Consider the following 15,323-nt stretch of genomic DNA (forward strand, 5'->3'; position numbering starts at 1 on the left):
CCTCCTCTCGTCAGAAGGGTCCGGCCGCTGAAGGACAACGGACCCGCGCTTGCCTGCCACCGTATGTGGTGTGGGCCAGGTCGTCTCCCGGGGCACCCCACCGCGGTGGAGGGTTGCCGTCCAGCGAGCCGGGGCTTGTCGCTGGAACTCATGACCTGGGGTCAGGCTAGCCTAGGCCGTTTACCGCCCGCAACGAGGGGCTACTTGACCGGCTGACTGGTCCCAGCCCGTAGGCCGGAGTTCGGGCACCGCGGCCCCCGGACGTGGGATATCGTCACCGGTCAGTGGTCCAGATCACAGGCGGCCCTTCCGTCGACGGACCGAGGACCGGAGGAGACCCCGTGGACCAGAGTCCCCTGATCGAGATCGGCCTACCCATCGCGCTGGCGATCATCATGGTCGGCATCGGCCTGAGCCTGACCAAGGAGGATTTCGCGGTCCAGGCCAGGGCGCCGTGGGCCACCATCGTCGGCCTGGTCGCCCAGTTGATCCTCGTGCCGCTCGTGGGCGTCGGGGTCACGATGATCTTCGACCTCTCGCCACTGCTCGCGCTCGGCGTGATCCTCGTGGCCGCCTCACCCGGCGGCGCCACATCGAATCTCATCACCTACCTGGCCCGCGGCAGCGTCGCGCTGTCGATCATCCTCACCGCCATCGCGTCGGTCGCGGTGATCCTCACGCTGCCGCTGTGGTTCGACATCGGAGCTCGTGTCATCCCCGGTGCCACCGAATACGACGTGACGGTCCCGCTCGGCCAGACCTTCGGGCTCCTGCTGGGCGTCATCCTCATCCCCGTCGCACTGGGCATGCTCCTGCGAGCCCGCAAGCCGGCGCTGGCTGACCGGATCGAGCGGTTCGTCGGCGTCGTCGGGCTCGTCGTCCTGGTGGCACTCATCGTGGGCATCGTGCTGGGGGAGCGGGACCGCATCGTCGACCTGGTCGCCTCCGTCGGCCCCGCGGTGATCGTCCTCAACATCGCGGTGATCATCCTGGGTGGCCTGGTCGCCTGGGTCTGCCGCCTGGGCCGCGCCGAGCAGATCGCGATCGCTGTCGAGCTCGGGATCAAGAACACCACGCTCACGATGCTCATCGCGTTCACCGTGATCGGCATCGAGGAGGTCGGTCTCGCCGCGGCGGTCTACAGCATCGTCATGTACATCACCACGTTCGTGTTGGTCTGGGGCGGGCGCCGGCTCATGCGTACGGCGCCCTTACCGGCGTCAGGGACCCCGGCAGGATTCGCCGCCCCCTGAACGGGTTGACCGTCACGGGAGCCACCCGGCACGCGGCGTAACCTGCTGCGGTGCCCCAGCCCGTCGCCGAACACCCCGGTTTCTCGCCCGCCCGCGTCCAGCTCGCGATTCTCGCCCTCGCGCTGGGCGGGTTCGGCATCGGCGTCACCGAGTTCGCCGCGATGGGCCTGCTCCGCTCGATCGCGGACAGCTTCGACATCTCCGAGCCGCAGGCCGGCACCGTCATCTCCGCCTACGCCCTCGGTGTGGTGGTGGGCGCCCCGCTGCTGACGGTGTGGACCTCCCGCTGGCGGAGGCGGACCCTGCTCATGGTCCTGATGGGGCTGTTCACGGCGGGCAACGTGGTCGCCGCGTTCGCGCCCACCCTCGAAACGCTGGTCGCCGCACGCTTCCTCGCCGGCATCCCGCACGGCGCGTACTTCGGCGTCGCCTCACTGGTCGCGGCCTCTCTCGCCGGGGCCGGCAAGCAGGCGCGGGCCGTGGCCCAGGTGCTGCTCGGTCTGTCCGTGGCGAACGTGATCGGCGTGCCCGTGGCCACCTGGCTCGGGGAGGCCGCGGGCTGGGAGTCCGCGTTTCTCGCTGTCGGAGTGATCGGGGCCGCGACCGTGGTGGCCATCCTCGTCGTCGTCCCCGAACCCACGGGAGGCGTCGTGGTCAGGGCGCGCGAGGAGTTGGCGGCGCTCGCCCGCCCGCAGATCCTCGCCACCCTCGTTGTGGGCGCAGTGGGCTTCGGCGGCATGTTCGCCATCTACACCTACATCCAGTGGACGATGGTCGACGTCGCCGGCATCGACCGCGCCTGGATGCCCGCTGTGCTGGCGGTGTACGGGCTCGGCATGGTCGCCGGCAACGTGGTGGGCGGCATCATCGCCGACCGCGATCTCGACCGCGGCCTGGTGGTCATCGCGACCGTCATGACGGCCGTCCTGGCCCTGTTCTCGCTCGCGGCGCACAATCCGGTCACCGCGGTGATCGGGCTCTTCCTCGTGGGCGCCACCGGCTCGGCGCTCGTGCCCGGCCTGCAGACCCGCCTCATGCGCTACGCCGGACGCGGGCAGACGCTGGCGGCCTCCCTCAACCACTCGGCGCTCAACGCCGCGAACGCGCTCGGGGCGTGGATCGGCGGCGTGGTGATCGCGTTCGGCTTCGGCTACACCTCTCCCGCACTCGCGGGGGCGGCGCTGGCGGCGCTCGGGCTGGTGATCCTCGTGGCCGCGGTCCTGGGGGCCCGGCGCTCGGAGGCCGCCTGATCGGTGTGCGGAGTCTCGGTCACGTTCGGCGTCAATCTGCCATCCCGAGGAAGACGATCATGCTGCGTTCCAAGGCGACCAGGTGCTCCGGCTCCAGCGTCCCGACCCGTTCGCGGACCCGATCTCGTGGAGCGGCGGTGAGTTTGTCGACCATCAGCCGTGATGCTGTGGTCAGACCATTGAGCGGCGAAGGCTCGACCGCGGGCCGGAAGAGTGGTGCCTCAGTCGGGTTGGTGGTCAACGGGCACACCACGACCGAGGCCGTGGCGTCGAATCGGTCGTCCTGGACGATGACCACCGGGCGGGGCTTGCCTGCGTAGCCACGCCCTGACGCGGTCCAGATCTCGCCGCGCCGCATCGTCAGTCGTCGTCCCAATCGGTGGACAGCGAGTCAACGAATACCTGATCCTCCGTGTCCTGTGCGCTGCCGGCGATCGCAACAGACTGCTTGTGCGCCTCGATGCTGAAGCCCGGCCACGTCACATCCGGGACCCACATCTGGATGGGCCGCAGTCCTTGCGCCCGCAGGCGTTCGCGGTGGCGGCGAACCCGGTCCTTCGTGCTCATGTCGCCATGTTACATGTAACGGACGGATGGGCGCGGGTGTTGGCCCGAGGCTGTTATCGGGGGGCGCTACGATGGCGGCCGTGAGCCTTACCGTGTCGACCGTCAACGTCAACGGGATCCGCGCCGCCGTCAAGCAGCGCTCGGAGACCAACCTCGGATTTCTGCCCTGGCTGGAGACCAGCGGGGTGGACGTCGTCGCCCTGCAGGAGGTGCGTGCCGACGAGGACCAGACCCGCAAGGCGCTGGCACCCGCGCTCGAGGCCGGATGGCACCTCATCGGGTCGCCCTCGTCCCTCAAGGGGCGTGCCGGCGTGGCGCTGTTGTCGCGGCAGGAGCCGGCCGAGGTGTGCGTCGGCCACGGGGACCCGGAGTTCGCCGAGTCCGGGCGATATATCGAAGCCGTCTACCCGGGCGCGGTCGACGGCGAGACCGTCACCGTGGCGAGCCTGTACCTGCCGTCGGGGTCGGCGGGCACGCCCAAGCAGGACGAGAAGGACCGCTTCCTGGCGTCATTCCGGGAGCACCTCGCCGAGCGGGCCGCGACCGTGGGGGCCCGCGACGGCCACGAGATGATCATCTGCGGCGACTGGAACATCGCCCACCGCGAGGAGGACCTGAAGAACCACAAGGGCAACCACAAGAGCTCGGGCTTCCTGCCGCACGAGCGCGAGTGGATGACCGGTGTGTTCGCCGAGGGCAGCGGCTGGACCGACATCGTCCGCCACCGCCGGCCCGACGAGGTGGGCCCGTACTCGTGGTGGTCGCAGCGCGGCAAGGCGTTCGACAACGACGCGGGCTGGCGTATCGACTACCACGTGGTGACCGACGGCCTGGTCGACCGCGCGGTGTCCGACCGGGTCGATCGGGCGAGCGCCTACGACATGCGCTGGTCCGACCACGCGCCGGTGACCGTCGTCTACGAGTGACTGCGGCGCACCGTCGACTCTCGTAGCCTCGGGAGCATGACGAAGTACGCCACCGCCGAACGTCCCGATCGCACCGCGCTCGTCGAGTTCCTCACGCCCCGCCACCGGGCCGTACTCATCACCCGGCGGTCGTCTGGTGGCCTGCAGACCTCGCCGGTGACCTGCGGCGTCGACCCCGAGGGCAGACTCGTGGTGGCCACGTATCCGCAGCGGGCCAAGGTGAGCAACATCCGCCGCGACCCGGCCGTGAGTGTGTGCGTCCTGTCAGACGACTGGAACGGCCCCTACGTTCACCTCGACGGCACCGCGGAGATCGTCGACCTTCCCGAGGCGGTCGAACCGCTGGTCGAGTACTTCCGCAGCGTCGCCGGTGAACACAGTGACTGGGATGAGTACCGCGAGGCGATGGTCCGCCAGGGCAAGAGCCTCATCCGCGTGACGATCGACGACTGGGGTCCGGTCGCCACGGGCGGTTTTCCGCCTCCGACGGGATAGGCGGGGCGCGGACCCAGAATCACGTCGCTCGGCTCGCGGACGAGTGAGGTCTCCTACCATGTGCGCATGACGAGGACCTCCGCGCCGGCTCGCCCACGATGGCTTCAGCTCGTCGCGGGCCTCGTCGTCGGTGTGGTGGCAGCCGCCGTGGCGTTTGTCGTCGTCGGCGTGGTCAGGGACGACCCGGTCGACGGCGTCACCACCGCATACCGATTGAGCGACGAGGACGCGCTCGCGCCCGGGCCGGTCTCGCTGATCACCGTCAGGGATGTTCGCCAACCCACGTCGATACCCGGGCTCGCGGCGCCGACGGGCGATCGCTACGTCACGCTCGTCGTGGCGATGGAGAGGGACGGCGCTGATGCTCAGCAATGGTCCACGCTCGACGATATGAGTCTCTCCCTCTATGCCACCGATGGATCCGGCGAGCGCGAAGAACTCCTCCCGGCCGAGGGCAGTCGGAGCCTGCTCGACGGCGTCGGCGGCCGGCTGCGCGGAGCCGACCCGTACTGGATCCGGCTCGAGTACGCGCCGCCGTCAGGCGACGTCGCCGATTACGAGGTGGACCTCCGGGTCGATGGCGAAGAGTACTCGTTCACCGTTCGCCCGGAGGAGCCAGCATGAGTGACACCGCCTCACCGGCGCTGCCCCCGACCGCCTCGCGCGCAGCGTTCTGGATCACCGCGGTCGTCACGTTCGTCGTGGTGCTCAGCGTGCTCGTCCTGTGGCCGCGCGGGGCCGCCACGGGCGAGGAGATCGCGGGAGACGAGGTGGTCGTCGACCTGCGTGAGGGCGTCACCGCCGGCGTCATTCCCGCCATTCGCGACCTGGGATGGCGGGCGCAGTACGCGACACGGCCGTACGAGATCGGCCTGCGTATGACGATCGACAACACGTCCGATGAGCTCTTTCCCCGCTGGTACCGCGTCACCGTGTTCGAGGCGGGAAACCTCGTGGACGGTGAGGACCTCCCGAGGCGCATGACCGATTCGTTGCAGACTTCGCATGTTGATCCCGGCGGGCAGGCTGCCACGGACTTCACCTTCGAGTACCACGACGCCTGCGGGGAGTTCATAGCCCGGATCACCTCCGTGCCATCGCTCGAGGAGGAGGACGAACGCTCCAGCGTCGACGTTCCTTTCACGGTCGGAGATGACCAGTGTCTCGCGGCGCGCTGATGAGGCCGGTCGTCATCCCGCAACATCATCCCGCAGGATGATTCGGAGCGCGTTCGGGCCGAACTACAGTGACGGGCATGGGTGCCGCCACGACTCCGCCTGCGCAGCCGAGCGGCCGCGTCGAACGCGTTCTGGCGTTCCTGGAACGGCACCCCTGGATCACAGACGCTCTCTTCGTGGCGATCCCGTTGAGCCTGCTGACGTTTGCTGCCAGCCGCGACTCCTTCTACGGGCAGAACCCGCTCCTGCCGGGCTGGATCGAGCTGGCGGTGGCGCTCACCATGACCGGTGCGCTGGCGTTGCGCCGCACGTGGTTGGTCCCGGCCGCGATGACGGTCGCGGGAGCGGCTCTGCTCATGGTGGTGCTGCTCATCCCGCCGTCCATCCAGATCGTGGCGGTCCCGATCACCGTCTACACGGTGGCGAAGTTCGGCAGCCCCAAGGTCTCGAGGGCGTTCCTGGGGCTCGGGCTGGCGGGCGCCGTGCTGGTGCTCGTGCCCTATGCGGCCAATGTGTTCTGGATCGGACCAGCGGGTACCGGGCCGTCCTCGGTCCCGACGCTCGGCTTCCAGGAGATCATCGTGGCGACCGTCGTCGCCGGCTTCTGCGCGTCCACGGTGATGGTCGCGTGGATGCTCGGCGAGGTCGGTGCCCGTGGCCACAGGCGTCTCGCCGAGATCGAGGAGCGCAATCGACTACTGATCAGGGAGCGGGCACACGAAGCCGCGGCCGCCGCCACCGACGAGAGACTCCGGATCGCGCGCGACATGCACGACGTGGTGTCCCATTCCCTGTCGGTGATGATCGCCCAGGCCGACGGTGGCAGGTACGTGGCGAGCACCGATCCTCGGGCCGCCGAACGCGCGTTGGGCACCATCGCGAGCACCGGCCGCGAGTCGCTGGTGGAACTGCGCCGGATGCTCGGGGTGCTGCGCAGCCCGGAAGATCCGGTGGACCATCGACCGCAACCCAAGGCCACCGACCTCGCCGAGCTTGTCGCATCGGTGAGGGCCGCGGGATTACCGGTCGAGTACCGGCCGCCTGACTGGCTGGGGGAGTTGCCCGAGGGGCAGTCGCTCGCCGTCTACCGGGTGGTGCAGGAAGCGCTGACAAACACGCTCAAACACGCCGGCCCCGACGCGCGGTCCGAGGTGGTCATCAGCGCCGCCGGCTCCACCCTGCTGGTCGAGGTCGTCGATCACGACCCGCAGGTGCGCGACGGCCAACCCGGCATCGGCACCACCGGAGATGCGAAAGACCATGACAGTGAGCGTCTCGGCTCGGGACTCGACGGGATGAAGGAGCGGGTCGCGCTGTATTCCGGAACGGTGGAAGTCGGTTACGAGGACACGGGATTCGCCGTCCGCGCCCGGTTCCCCCGCCCCGGACGACCCGCCGGCACGCCCAGGGAACGTCTCCCCGCCGGGGAGGGTCGGCGATGAACCCTATCCGGGTCATGCTGGTGGACGACCAGCATCTGCTGCGCGCCGGCTTCGCGATGCTCATCGGATCGCAACCGGATATAGAGGTCGTCGCCGAGGCCGGAGACGGCGCCCGTGCGGTCGATCTCCTCCGCGAGCGGCCGGTCGACGTGATCCTCATGGACGTGCGCATGCCGGTCAAGGACGGCATCGCCGCCACGGAGGAGATCCTGGCGATGGTCGACGCCGGACAGGTCCCGGCGGTCCGGATCGTCGTCCTCACCACCTTCGACACCGACGAGTACGCGTTTGCCGCGCTCAAAGCCGGCGCCGCCGGTTTCCTCCTCAAGGACGTCCCGCCCGAGACGCTGCTGGCCTCGATCCGTCAGGTGCACGAGGGCGGCTCCGTGGTCGCGCCGACCACCACCCGACGCCTGCTCGAGCATGTCGGTCCGATGCTGGTCACCTCCGACGCACCCGAATCGCCGCGCGACCGGGCACGACGGGCAGGGCTGACCGACCGCGAGACGGACATCCTCCTGGCCATGGTCACCGGCGACTCCAACGGTGAGATCGCCGGGCGGATGTATCTCTCCGAGGCGACGGTCAAGACCCACGTCAGGCGGGTCCTCGCCAAGTTGGACGCCCGGGACCGCGTGCAGGCGGTGGTCTGGGCCTACGAGCACGGGGTGGCGGGCCCGGGCGCAGTCCGCTGACGTAGAGCCGCTCCGACACGTCGGCGCGGCCCGTCGCCGCTGGGCCGCCCCGTCCGCGTGGGGCGGCCCGTCAACGGCGGATCGCCTCATCCCAGAGGGGCGCGGCGTCATCCCACAGGATGAGTCCCGGGCGCGAAGGAGAGCCTCGAGGAGGATGTCTGCGCAGGTCACGGCTCCATACGGTGGTCATCGACAACACGACCACCAAGGAGAACACGATGACCGAGACCTCAAGCGGCTCCGGAGGGTCCGCCTCCGCGCGGGCCGCAGACGTCACCGGCCACGCCGCCGTCCGGGCCGCAGAAGCCACCGGCCACGCCGCCGTCCGGGCCGCAGACGTCACCCGCCGGCACGGCAGCGGCGAGAACCAGGTGCTCGCCCTCGACGGGGTCAGCATCTCCGTCGATGCCGGCCGGTTCACCATGATCATGGGCCCCTCGGGGTCCGGCAAGTCCACGCTCATGCACGTGCTGGCCGGCCTCGACTCGCCTGACGAGGGTCGGGTGTTTCTCGGCCGTCGCGAGATCACGGGGATGAGCGACAAGGCGCTGACCAAATTGAGGCGCACCCGGACGGGTTTCGTCTTCCAGTCCTTCAACCTGATCCCGACGCTCAGTGTGCGCCAGAACATCGGCCTGCCGGCTCAGCTGGCCGGCGAAAAGCTGGATGCCGGCTGGGTCCGTACTGTCACCGACCGGCTGGGTATCGCGACGTTGCTCGCTCGCAAACCCCATGAACTGTCCGGTGGGCAACAGCAGCGCGTGGCGGTGGCCCGGGCCCTGGTGACCCGGCCCGCAGTCGTCTTTGCCGACGAACCCACAGGCAACCTCGATTCGGCCTCGGGGGCGGAGGTCATGCGCCTGCTCTCCGCCGCGGTCCGCGAGTACGGACAGACGGTCATCATGGTCACGCACGATCCTGGGCTCGCCGCGTACGCCGACAGGGTCATCATGTTGGCCGACGGCCGCCCGGCCGCTGATCTCGCCGCTCCGACCCCGGAGGCCGTCGCCGACACCCTGCTGCGTCTCAATCCGGGTCCGAGCGACGAGACCCTGCCGTTCGTCGAACAGGAGGCACTCGCACGATGAGAACCGTTCTGATGTCCACGTTCCGCTCCGGCGGCGCCCGGCTGCTGGCCGCGGGGCTCGCTATCGCGATCTCGGTGGGTTTCGTCGTCGCGACCTTGGCCACGATGGATTCCTTCCAGTCGAGCATGCGCACCCAGCTGGCCGGCGAGTACGCCGGCGTCGGCGCCGTGGTGGATACCCAGGGGTTCGACGACGACGACATCGGCCGCGCGCTTACCGCACTGCAGGAGCACGGGGGTGTCGGGAGCGCCGGTGCTCACTCGACATCGTTCTTCCAGACGCAGATCGATGGTCGGCAGTACAGCACTGTGGCCCGGAACCTGCCGAATGCCGACCTGCGTGCGGAAGAGTTGGCCGCCGGCCGGTGGCCCACCGAACGGCTCGAGACCGCCGTCGACGACGCGACCGCGCAGGACCTGGGACTGGCGGTGGGGGACACGCTGACGCCGACGGTGTACGACGACGCCGGCCGCGAGCAGCCGGGCCCTTCTCTCAAGATCACCGGTCTCTACACCGGTGTAGGGGCCTCTCCGCTGCCGACCGTGTTCGTCCTCGCCGAGGACCTGGCGGAGCTGGGCCGGGTCTCGACGACGGAGATCAGGATCGCCGCCCCGCTCGCCGGAGGTGACCATGAGGCACTCAAGGCGTCGGTGAGCGACGCACTGGAGGTGGCCGGAGTGGACGCCACCGTCCTCACCCAGCAGGAGATCGTCGACCGCGAGACAGAGAGGTTCTTCGGTGACGCCGCGATGCTCGCCGTGATCGTGTTGGCGTTCACCGTGATAGCGCTGCTGGTCGCGGCCCTGGTGATCATGAACACCTTCGATGTGCTCATCGCCCAGCGCACCCGGCAGCTGGCACTGCTACGGTGTCTCGGCTCGACCTCCGGCCAGGTCAGGCGAATGGTGCTGCTCGAGGGGGCGCTGGTCGGCGGGGTCGCCTCCCTGCTCGGCACGGCCGGCGGCTTCGGACTCGGACACGTGCTCGCCGCGGTGAGTGGGAGCGTGCCGGGCCTCGCCGCGCTCGAACCGCCCGTGCTGCACTGGTGGATCGTCGTGGTCGGGATGGTCCTCGGCGTGGCGGTCACCCTGCTCTCCGTGTCCCTGCCGGCCCGCAAGGCCATGCGCACGTCGCCGCTCATGGCGATGCGCCCGCTCGAAGCGGTCTCGCCCGAACCCCGATCGCGCATGTGGACCACGATCCTCGGCTCGGCACTCTTCCTCGGAGGCATCGCGGGGATGGCCGTCGCGGTCGCGGCGGCCCGGATGATCATCGCCATACCTGCCGCAGCGGTCACGGCGATCGGTCTGATCGTCCTGCTCCGGGTGACGGCGGCCCCGATGATCGCGGGACTGGCGGGCATGGTTCCCGGGAGGTGGCTGCCGTTCCGGCTGGCCGCTCTGAACTCGAGGAAGCACCCGGGGCGCACGGCGACCACCACGATCGGCATGGTCATCGGCGTCTCCATCGTCACCACGATGATGGTGGGCGCGGCACTGGCCCAGGGGTCGATCTCCAGGGAAATCGATGCGCAACGCCCCATCGACATGTTCGTCACCAGTGAGGAGTCACAGATCTTCGAGCCAGCCGAGATCGCCGCGGTCACCGATGCGGAGGGCGTTGTCCACGCCGAGGCCGTGCGGGGCACCCTCGCCCGTGTCGGCGACGACGACGTGCTGGTGCTCGGGGTCGACGAGTCCGTCGGGCAGGCGTCCCGCGGGGATGATCCGATACCGGCCGCGGGCACCGCAGCCATCGGGGACGAACTGACGGACGCGGTCGGCGCCCCCGGCGCTCCGTTGACGCTTTCCGTCGCGGGCCGACAGGTGACCGTGGAGACGACCACCGCTGAGTCCCCGTGGCCCGGCTCGATCCTGGTACCGATGGACACCCTTCTGGAGCTGGACCCCGGCGCCGGGACGATGCAGATCTGGGCACAGGTCGAGGACCTTTCGTCCGCGCAGCTGCAGACGCTGGCCTCGACGATCTCCGGCGATACTGGGCTCCAGGCGGAGGTCGGTCCGGCATTGGAACGGGCGATGATCGAGGAGATCATTACGACGATGCTCGGCATCGTGTTGGCACTGCTGGCGGTGGCGATCGTGATCTCGGTGATCGGCGTGGCCAACACGCTCTCGCTGTCGGTCATCGAACGCACGCGGGAGTCCTCGTTGCTGCGGGCGTTGGGCCTGACCAGGGGGCAGATGCGCATGATGCTGGCCTGCGAGGCCGTCCAGATGACGGTCGTGGCCGCGGGAATCGGCATCATCGCCGGGATCGGGTTCGGTGCGGTCGGGATCGCTGCCCTGCTCGGCGAGATGGATGTGCCGCTGGCCTTCACCCTGCCGTGGCTCCAGCTGCTGCTGGTGGTCGGCGCGGCACTGCTGGCCGGGCTCCTGGCGTCCGTCCTCCCGGCCCGGCGGGCGGCGATGCTCTCACCGACCGTGGGGCTGGCCGCCGGCTGAACCGCGGCCCGGGTGGCTGCCGCCGTCGGTCGGCCGAGGCGGAGCCACCCGGGCGTGGGAAGATGGCGCCATGTCTGAGCAGTCCTCCTCCGCAGTGCCCACGCCCGCGAAGCGCCAGCGCGTCCTGTCCGGCATTCAGCCCACCGCAGACTCGTACCACCTCGGCAACTACCTGGGCGCGGTGCGGCAGTGGGTTGAGTTGCAGGACGACTACGACGCCTTCTACTTCATCCCCGACCTGCACGCGATCACCGTCAAGCAGAATCCGAAGGAGCTGCGGGAGCGTGTTTTCCGCGGCTGCGCGCAGCTCCTCGCACTGGGCATCGACCCCGGGCGTTCGGTGCTGTTCGTGCAGTCGCACGTTCCCGAGCATGCCGAGCTGTCGTGGGTGCTGAGCTGTATCACCGGCTACGGCGAGGCCGCCCGCATGACCCAGTTCAAGGACAAGGCCGCCAAGCAGGGCACCGACGGCACCACCGTGGGGCTGTTCACCTACCCGGTGCTCATGGCCGCGGACATCCTTCTCTACCGCCCCCACCTGGTGCCGGTCGGCGAGGACCAGCGGCAGCACCTCGAGCTCACCCGCGATCTGGCGATGCGGTTCAACTCGCGCTACAAGAAGACCTTTGTGGTGCCCGAGGGCAAGATCCTCGAGGGCTCGGCCAAGATCTACGACCTGCAGGACCCCACGGCCAAGATGAGCAAGTCGGGCGCGAACCCCAAGGGCATCGTCAATCTGCTCGACGACCCCAAGGTGTCGGCCAAGCGCATCCGCAGCGCCGTGACCGACTCGGACGGCGACATCCGATTCGACCGTCAGATGAAGCCGGGCGTGTCCAATCTGTTGGTGATCCAGTCGTCGTTCACCGGGCGGCCGGTCGCCGACATCGTGGCCGACTACCAGGCCGCGGGCGCCCAGTACGGCGCGCTCAAGTCCGATACGGCCGACGCGCTCGAGGCGTTCGTCACCCCGCTGCGAGGTCGGTTCGACGAGTTCATGTCTGACCGAGGCGAGCTCGAGCGCATCCTCGCCGACGGCGCCGAGCGTGCCCGCGCCGTCGCGAGCCCTGTGCTGTCCCATGTCTACGACGCAGTCGGATTCACCGCGCCCCGCCGCGGCTGAGCCGGGTCGGCTTCTGGCCGCGTGCCCGGCGCCTGCAGCCGAGTTGCAAGACATCGATCTCCGGATGCCTGACAAAAGGTGCGTTTTCGGGCTCCGGATTAGCCCCAAATGTCTTGCGAGCGTGAGGTCGTGTCTTGCAACCGCTGGAAGGCGGGGCGAGGCGCAGCTGGGCGGGGCGCGGCGAGGCCGGGCCGTGGCTCAGGCCTGGCGGGTGCCCTGCTGGTAGACCTGCTTCCAGTCATCGCCCGCGCGCTGCCAGATCGAGCTGTGCAGCGACGACGCCCCGCCCGGGCTCGTCGCGCGCCAGAGCAGGAGGACCACGTCGTCGGAGAGTCGACGGGTCTCCAGCACCTCGAGTTCGACGCCGGCGAGGGAGGCCTCGGCGTCGCCCAGCTCGCGGCGGGTCCACGTCCGGCCCGCGGGGTCGACCTGCCGCCACCGCACATCGAGCAGCCGCGTGAGCTGCTTGCGGTCCCGGCGGACGGCGTCAGTGAGCAGCGACCGCTCGAGGCCCACCACGAGCTCCTCGACCGCGGGCCCGGCGGCGGGCGCCCCGGGCCGCGAACCCGTCGCGCCGGGGGAGTCGGGCTCGCCAACCGAGAAGAGGTCGGGCTCGGACGTGTCGGCGGACCTCGTCGTCGTCGCCGGCACGGCACCACCGTCGGCGGCCGGGGGAACGGCCGGATCCTCGCCCGCACCGACCGCGGTCGCGCCCGGGAAACCCGGGCCGGCCTCCGGCTGCTGCTTGGACGCGTGGGCCTTCGAGGCGCCGTTGGCCAGCGCGTCGGCCTTCTCGTTGAGCGCGTGACCGGCGTGGCCCTTGACCCACTCGAAGGTGACCTCGCGGCCCCGCATCGCCTCGTCGAGGGCCTTCATCACCTCGACGTTGAGCACCGGCTTGCCGTCGGCCTTCTTCCAGCCCTTGCGCTTCCAGCCGGCCATCCACTTGGTGATGGAGTTGATGACGTACTGCGAATCGCACAGCACGTGCAGTGGCTCGTCGACGTGAGCGGTCTGGCGCAGCAGATCCAGAACGGCGGCGAGCTCGCCCTGGTTGTTGGTGCCGCGCTTCCAGCCGCCGCAGCGCCAGCGGGCGTCGTCGATGTACCAGGCCCAGCCGGCGGGGCCGGGGTTTCCGAGGGCGGAGCCGTCCGCGGCGGCGATGATCGTCACGGGATGCGATCCTGCCACCGTGGCGGGCGTCACCGCACACCGGCCGCCACGCCGGCGAGGCAATCGGCCCGCTACCGGCGAACCGAGGCGGGCGCGACGCGGCAGGTCAGCCCTGGAGGTCGCCGTCCTCGATGTCGTCGAGGTCGATCGGCCAGCCGGCCTCCTTGCCGTCCTGCTTCTCGGCAAGGCGGGCGGTGCGGGCGGCCTCGCGCATCTCGATGCCCTCGGTGACGAAGTCGCCCACCTCGCGGGCGATCGACCCCACCGCGTCGGTGATGATGACCGTGATGCGGCCGACCAGCGACGCGCCCGCCTGGACGCCCGCCTGGATCTGGTCCTTGTTGCGCTCGAAATCGCTCATCGGGTGCATCCCCTCTCGTCCGTGATGAACCCGAAGGTACCCCGACCCGGGCCGGTGGTGAGGCTCTCCCCGGCTCAGGCGGCCGTCGGGGACTTGCGACGCTCGATGATCACGGCGGGCGAGTCGGCCGAGGTGGGCGGCAGTGGGAGCGCGAGGCGGAACATCTTGGCCCACACGTTCGCCACCTGCTTCCACAGCGGCCCGGTGTTGTACGGCAGCCCGTGCTCCTCGCAGATCCTGCGTACCTCGACCGCGATCTCCGGGTATCGGTGCGCGGGCAGGTCCGGGAACAGGTGGTGCTCGATCTGGTGGGAGAGGTTGCCGGTGGCCAGGTGCATCAGCGGGCTGCCGGAGATGTTGGCCGAGCCCAGCATCTGGCGCACATACCACTCGCCGCGGGTCTCCTCGGCCGTCTCCTCCTGCGTGAAGACCTGCGCGCCGGAGGGGAAGTGACCGCAGAAGATCACCGAGAACGCCCACACGTTGCGGACCAGGTTGGCGGTGAGATTGCCGGCGAAGGTCAGCGGGAACAGCGGGCCGGTCAGCGCCGGGTGCACGATGTAGTCCTTGGCCACCTGCCCGCGGACCTTGCGCCACCAGCCGGCCACGAGTCCCTTGACGTCGGTCCACTTGCGCTTGCCCTTGAGTACGTTGTCGTACTCGAGGTCGTGCAGCATCACGCCCCACTCGAACAGCATCATCAGGGCGAACGCGTACACCGGGTTTCCCAGGCGGATCGGGTTCCACGGCTGCTCGTGCTCCATACGCAGGATGCCGTAGCCGATGTCCCGGTCCAGGTCGAGGATGTTTGTGTACGTGTGGTGCATGTAGTTGTGCGAGTGGCGCCACTGGTCGGAGGGGCACACGTTGTCCCACTCGAAGCTGGATGAGTGGAGCATGTCGTCGCGCATCCAGTCGTACTGGCCGTGCATGACGTTGTGGCCGATTTCCATGTTGTCGAGGATCTTGGACGCGCTCAGCGCGGCGACGCCTGCCAGCCAGGCGGGCGGGAGGAAGCCGAGGAACATGAGGCCGCGCCCCGCCAGTTCGAGTCGACGCTGGGTGCGGACGACGCGCAGGATGTAGTCGCGGTCGGCGGTGCCGAGGTCGACGACGACACGGTCACGGATCGCGTCCAGTTCGCGTCCGATGATCTCGACGGACTCCGCCGAGAGCACGATCGGCTCCGGCGCCGCGGCGGCCTTGGCGCGCTTGCCGGTTTTCGGGGCCGTGGCGGGCTTGGTGGCCGCGGGTGCCTTGGCGGTCTTCAGGGTGGGCAGATTCAGGATTGCCATGGTGGGTGTCCT

The 15,323-nt window shown here is 69.6% G+C and carries 16 protein-coding genes and 1 riboswitch; of the genes, 11 read left to right on the forward strand and 5 right to left on the reverse strand.

Features of this window, described 5'->3' with window-relative positions; translation table 11 throughout:
* Positions 1 to 40: 40 nt before the first annotated feature.
* Positions 41 to 156, reverse strand: a riboswitch (SAM riboswitch).
* A gap of 185 nt (positions 157 to 341) precedes the next feature.
* Both ACWGLC_RS06785 and ACWGLC_RS06790 read left to right on the forward strand, forming a co-directional pair.
* The gene (locus tag ACWGLC_RS06785) at positions 342 to 1,253 is read left to right on the forward strand and encodes a bile acid:sodium symporter family protein (RefSeq protein ID WP_452099176.1); all 912 of its coding nucleotides are present in this window, start codon (positions 342 to 344) and stop codon (positions 1,251 to 1,253) included.
* 107 nt (positions 1,254 to 1,360) lie between these two features.
* Positions 1,361 to 2,503, forward strand: a complete 1,143-nt coding sequence (locus tag ACWGLC_RS06790; RefSeq protein WP_452099324.1) for an MFS transporter — start codon at positions 1,361 to 1,363, stop codon at positions 2,501 to 2,503.
* Between the two features lie 31 nt (positions 2,504 to 2,534).
* On the opposite strand, the gene ACWGLC_RS06795 is transcribed toward ACWGLC_RS06790, so the two are convergent.
* Complete coding sequence (locus tag ACWGLC_RS06795) at positions 2,535 to 2,861, reverse strand: type II toxin-antitoxin system PemK/MazF family toxin (protein ID WP_452099325.1); 327 nt, start codon at positions 2,859 to 2,861, stop codon at positions 2,535 to 2,537.
* 2 nt (positions 2,862 to 2,863) lie between these two features.
* On the reverse strand, positions 2,864 to 3,070 hold the full coding sequence (locus ACWGLC_RS06800) for an antitoxin MazE family protein (protein WP_452099177.1): 207 nt from the start codon (positions 3,068 to 3,070) through the stop codon (positions 2,864 to 2,866).
* Positions 3,071 to 3,150: 80 nt separating this feature from the next.
* On the opposite strand from ACWGLC_RS06800, the gene ACWGLC_RS06805 reads away from it, so the two are divergent.
* The 9 genes from ACWGLC_RS06805 (at position 3,151) to trpS (ending at position 12,482) form a co-directional block, all read left to right on the forward strand.
* On the forward strand, positions 3,151 to 3,996 hold the full coding sequence (locus ACWGLC_RS06805) for an exodeoxyribonuclease III (RefSeq protein WP_452099178.1): 846 nt from the start codon (positions 3,151 to 3,153) through the stop codon (positions 3,994 to 3,996).
* A gap of 36 nt (positions 3,997 to 4,032) precedes the next feature.
* Positions 4,033 to 4,491, forward strand: coding sequence for a PPOX class F420-dependent oxidoreductase (locus ACWGLC_RS06810; RefSeq protein ID WP_452099180.1), 459 nt, complete (start codon positions 4,033 to 4,035; stop codon positions 4,489 to 4,491).
* 66 nt (positions 4,492 to 4,557) lie between these two features.
* A complete protein-coding gene (locus ACWGLC_RS06815) occupies positions 4,558 to 5,115 on the forward strand; it encodes a hypothetical protein (protein ID WP_452099181.1) in 558 nt (185 codons plus the stop codon).
* On the forward strand, positions 5,112 to 5,669 hold the full coding sequence (locus ACWGLC_RS06820; protein WP_452099182.1) for a hypothetical protein: 558 nt from the start codon (positions 5,112 to 5,114) through the stop codon (positions 5,667 to 5,669). Before ACWGLC_RS06815 ends, ACWGLC_RS06820 begins: the two co-directional genes overlap by 4 nt.
* Positions 5,670 to 5,746: 77 nt before the next feature.
* Positions 5,747 to 7,111, forward strand: a complete 1,365-nt coding sequence (locus tag ACWGLC_RS06825; RefSeq protein WP_452099183.1) for a sensor histidine kinase — start codon at positions 5,747 to 5,749, stop codon at positions 7,109 to 7,111.
* Positions 7,108 to 7,806: a response regulator gene (locus ACWGLC_RS06830; RefSeq protein WP_452099184.1), complete on the forward strand. Its 699-nt coding sequence runs from the start codon at positions 7,108 to 7,110 to the stop codon at positions 7,804 to 7,806. Before ACWGLC_RS06825 ends, ACWGLC_RS06830 begins: the two co-directional genes overlap by 4 nt.
* Positions 7,807 to 8,024: 218 nt before the next feature.
* Entirely contained in the window at positions 8,025 to 8,894 is an 870-nt protein-coding gene (locus tag ACWGLC_RS06835; protein WP_452099185.1) for an ABC transporter ATP-binding protein, read from the forward strand.
* The gene (locus ACWGLC_RS06840; RefSeq protein WP_452099186.1) at positions 8,891 to 11,359 is read left to right on the forward strand and encodes an ABC transporter permease; all 2,469 of its coding nucleotides are present in this window, start codon (positions 8,891 to 8,893) and stop codon (positions 11,357 to 11,359) included. Before ACWGLC_RS06835 ends, ACWGLC_RS06840 begins: the two co-directional genes overlap by 4 nt.
* A 70-nt stretch (positions 11,360 to 11,429) precedes the next feature.
* Positions 11,430 to 12,482, forward strand: coding sequence for a tryptophan--tRNA ligase (gene trpS, locus ACWGLC_RS06845; protein WP_452099187.1), 1,053 nt, complete (start codon positions 11,430 to 11,432; stop codon positions 12,480 to 12,482).
* Between the two features lie 198 nt (positions 12,483 to 12,680).
* Here the strand turns inward: trpS and ACWGLC_RS06850 are convergent, their stop codons facing one another.
* The 3 genes from ACWGLC_RS06850 to ACWGLC_RS06860 all read right to left on the reverse strand — a co-directional run bounded on the left by ACWGLC_RS06850 (position 12,681) and on the right by ACWGLC_RS06860 (position 15,311).
* Positions 12,681 to 13,655 (reverse strand): RNase H family protein, encoded by a 975-nt coding sequence (locus tag ACWGLC_RS06850; RefSeq protein WP_452099188.1) that lies wholly within the window; start codon positions 13,653 to 13,655, stop codon positions 12,681 to 12,683.
* A gap of 106 nt (positions 13,656 to 13,761) precedes the next feature.
* Complete coding sequence (locus ACWGLC_RS06855) at positions 13,762 to 14,016, reverse strand: hypothetical protein (protein WP_295654072.1); 255 nt, start codon at positions 14,014 to 14,016, stop codon at positions 13,762 to 13,764.
* 74 nt (positions 14,017 to 14,090) lie between these two features.
* Complete coding sequence (locus ACWGLC_RS06860) at positions 14,091 to 15,311, reverse strand: fatty acid desaturase family protein (RefSeq protein WP_452099189.1); 1,221 nt, start codon at positions 15,309 to 15,311, stop codon at positions 14,091 to 14,093.
* Positions 15,312 to 15,323 lie beyond the last annotated feature (12 nt).

The sequence above is a fragment of the Dietzia sp. NPDC055877 genome, assembly GCF_053615975.1.

Bases quoted from the DNA above. Each gene is read 5' to 3' on its own strand.
- ACWGLC_RS06815 (WP_452099181.1), top strand. From the start codon at position 4,558: ATGACGAGGACCTCCGCGCCGGCTCGCCCACGATGGCTTCAGCTCGTC.
- ACWGLC_RS06825 (WP_452099183.1), top strand. From the start codon at position 5,747: ATGGGTGCCGCCACGACTCCGCCTGCGCAGCCGAGCGGCCGCGTCGAA.
- trpS (WP_452099187.1), top strand. From the start codon at position 11,430: ATGTCTGAGCAGTCCTCCTCCGCAGTGCCCACGCCCGCGAAGCGCCAG.
- ACWGLC_RS06820 (WP_452099182.1), top strand. From the start codon at position 5,112: ATGAGTGACACCGCCTCACCGGCGCTGCCCCCGACCGCCTCGCGCGCA.
- ACWGLC_RS06835 (WP_452099185.1), top strand. From the start codon at position 8,025: ATGACCGAGACCTCAAGCGGCTCCGGAGGGTCCGCCTCCGCGCGGGCC.
- ACWGLC_RS06800 (WP_452099177.1), bottom strand. From the start codon at position 3,070: ATGAGCACGAAGGACCGGGTTCGCCGCCACCGCGAACGCCTGCGGGCG.
- ACWGLC_RS06840 (WP_452099186.1), top strand. From the start codon at position 8,891: ATGAGAACCGTTCTGATGTCCACGTTCCGCTCCGGCGGCGCCCGGCTG.
- ACWGLC_RS06795 (WP_452099325.1), bottom strand. From the start codon at position 2,861: ATGCGGCGCGGCGAGATCTGGACCGCGTCAGGGCGTGGCTACGCAGGC.
- ACWGLC_RS06855 (WP_295654072.1), bottom strand. From the start codon at position 14,016: ATGAGCGATTTCGAGCGCAACAAGGACCAGATCCAGGCGGGCGTCCAG.
- ACWGLC_RS06860 (WP_452099189.1), bottom strand. From the start codon at position 15,311: ATGGCAATCCTGAATCTGCCCACCCTGAAGACCGCCAAGGCACCCGCG.
- ACWGLC_RS06830 (WP_452099184.1), top strand. From the start codon at position 7,108: ATGAACCCTATCCGGGTCATGCTGGTGGACGACCAGCATCTGCTGCGC.
- ACWGLC_RS06810 (WP_452099180.1), top strand. From the start codon at position 4,033: ATGACGAAGTACGCCACCGCCGAACGTCCCGATCGCACCGCGCTCGTC.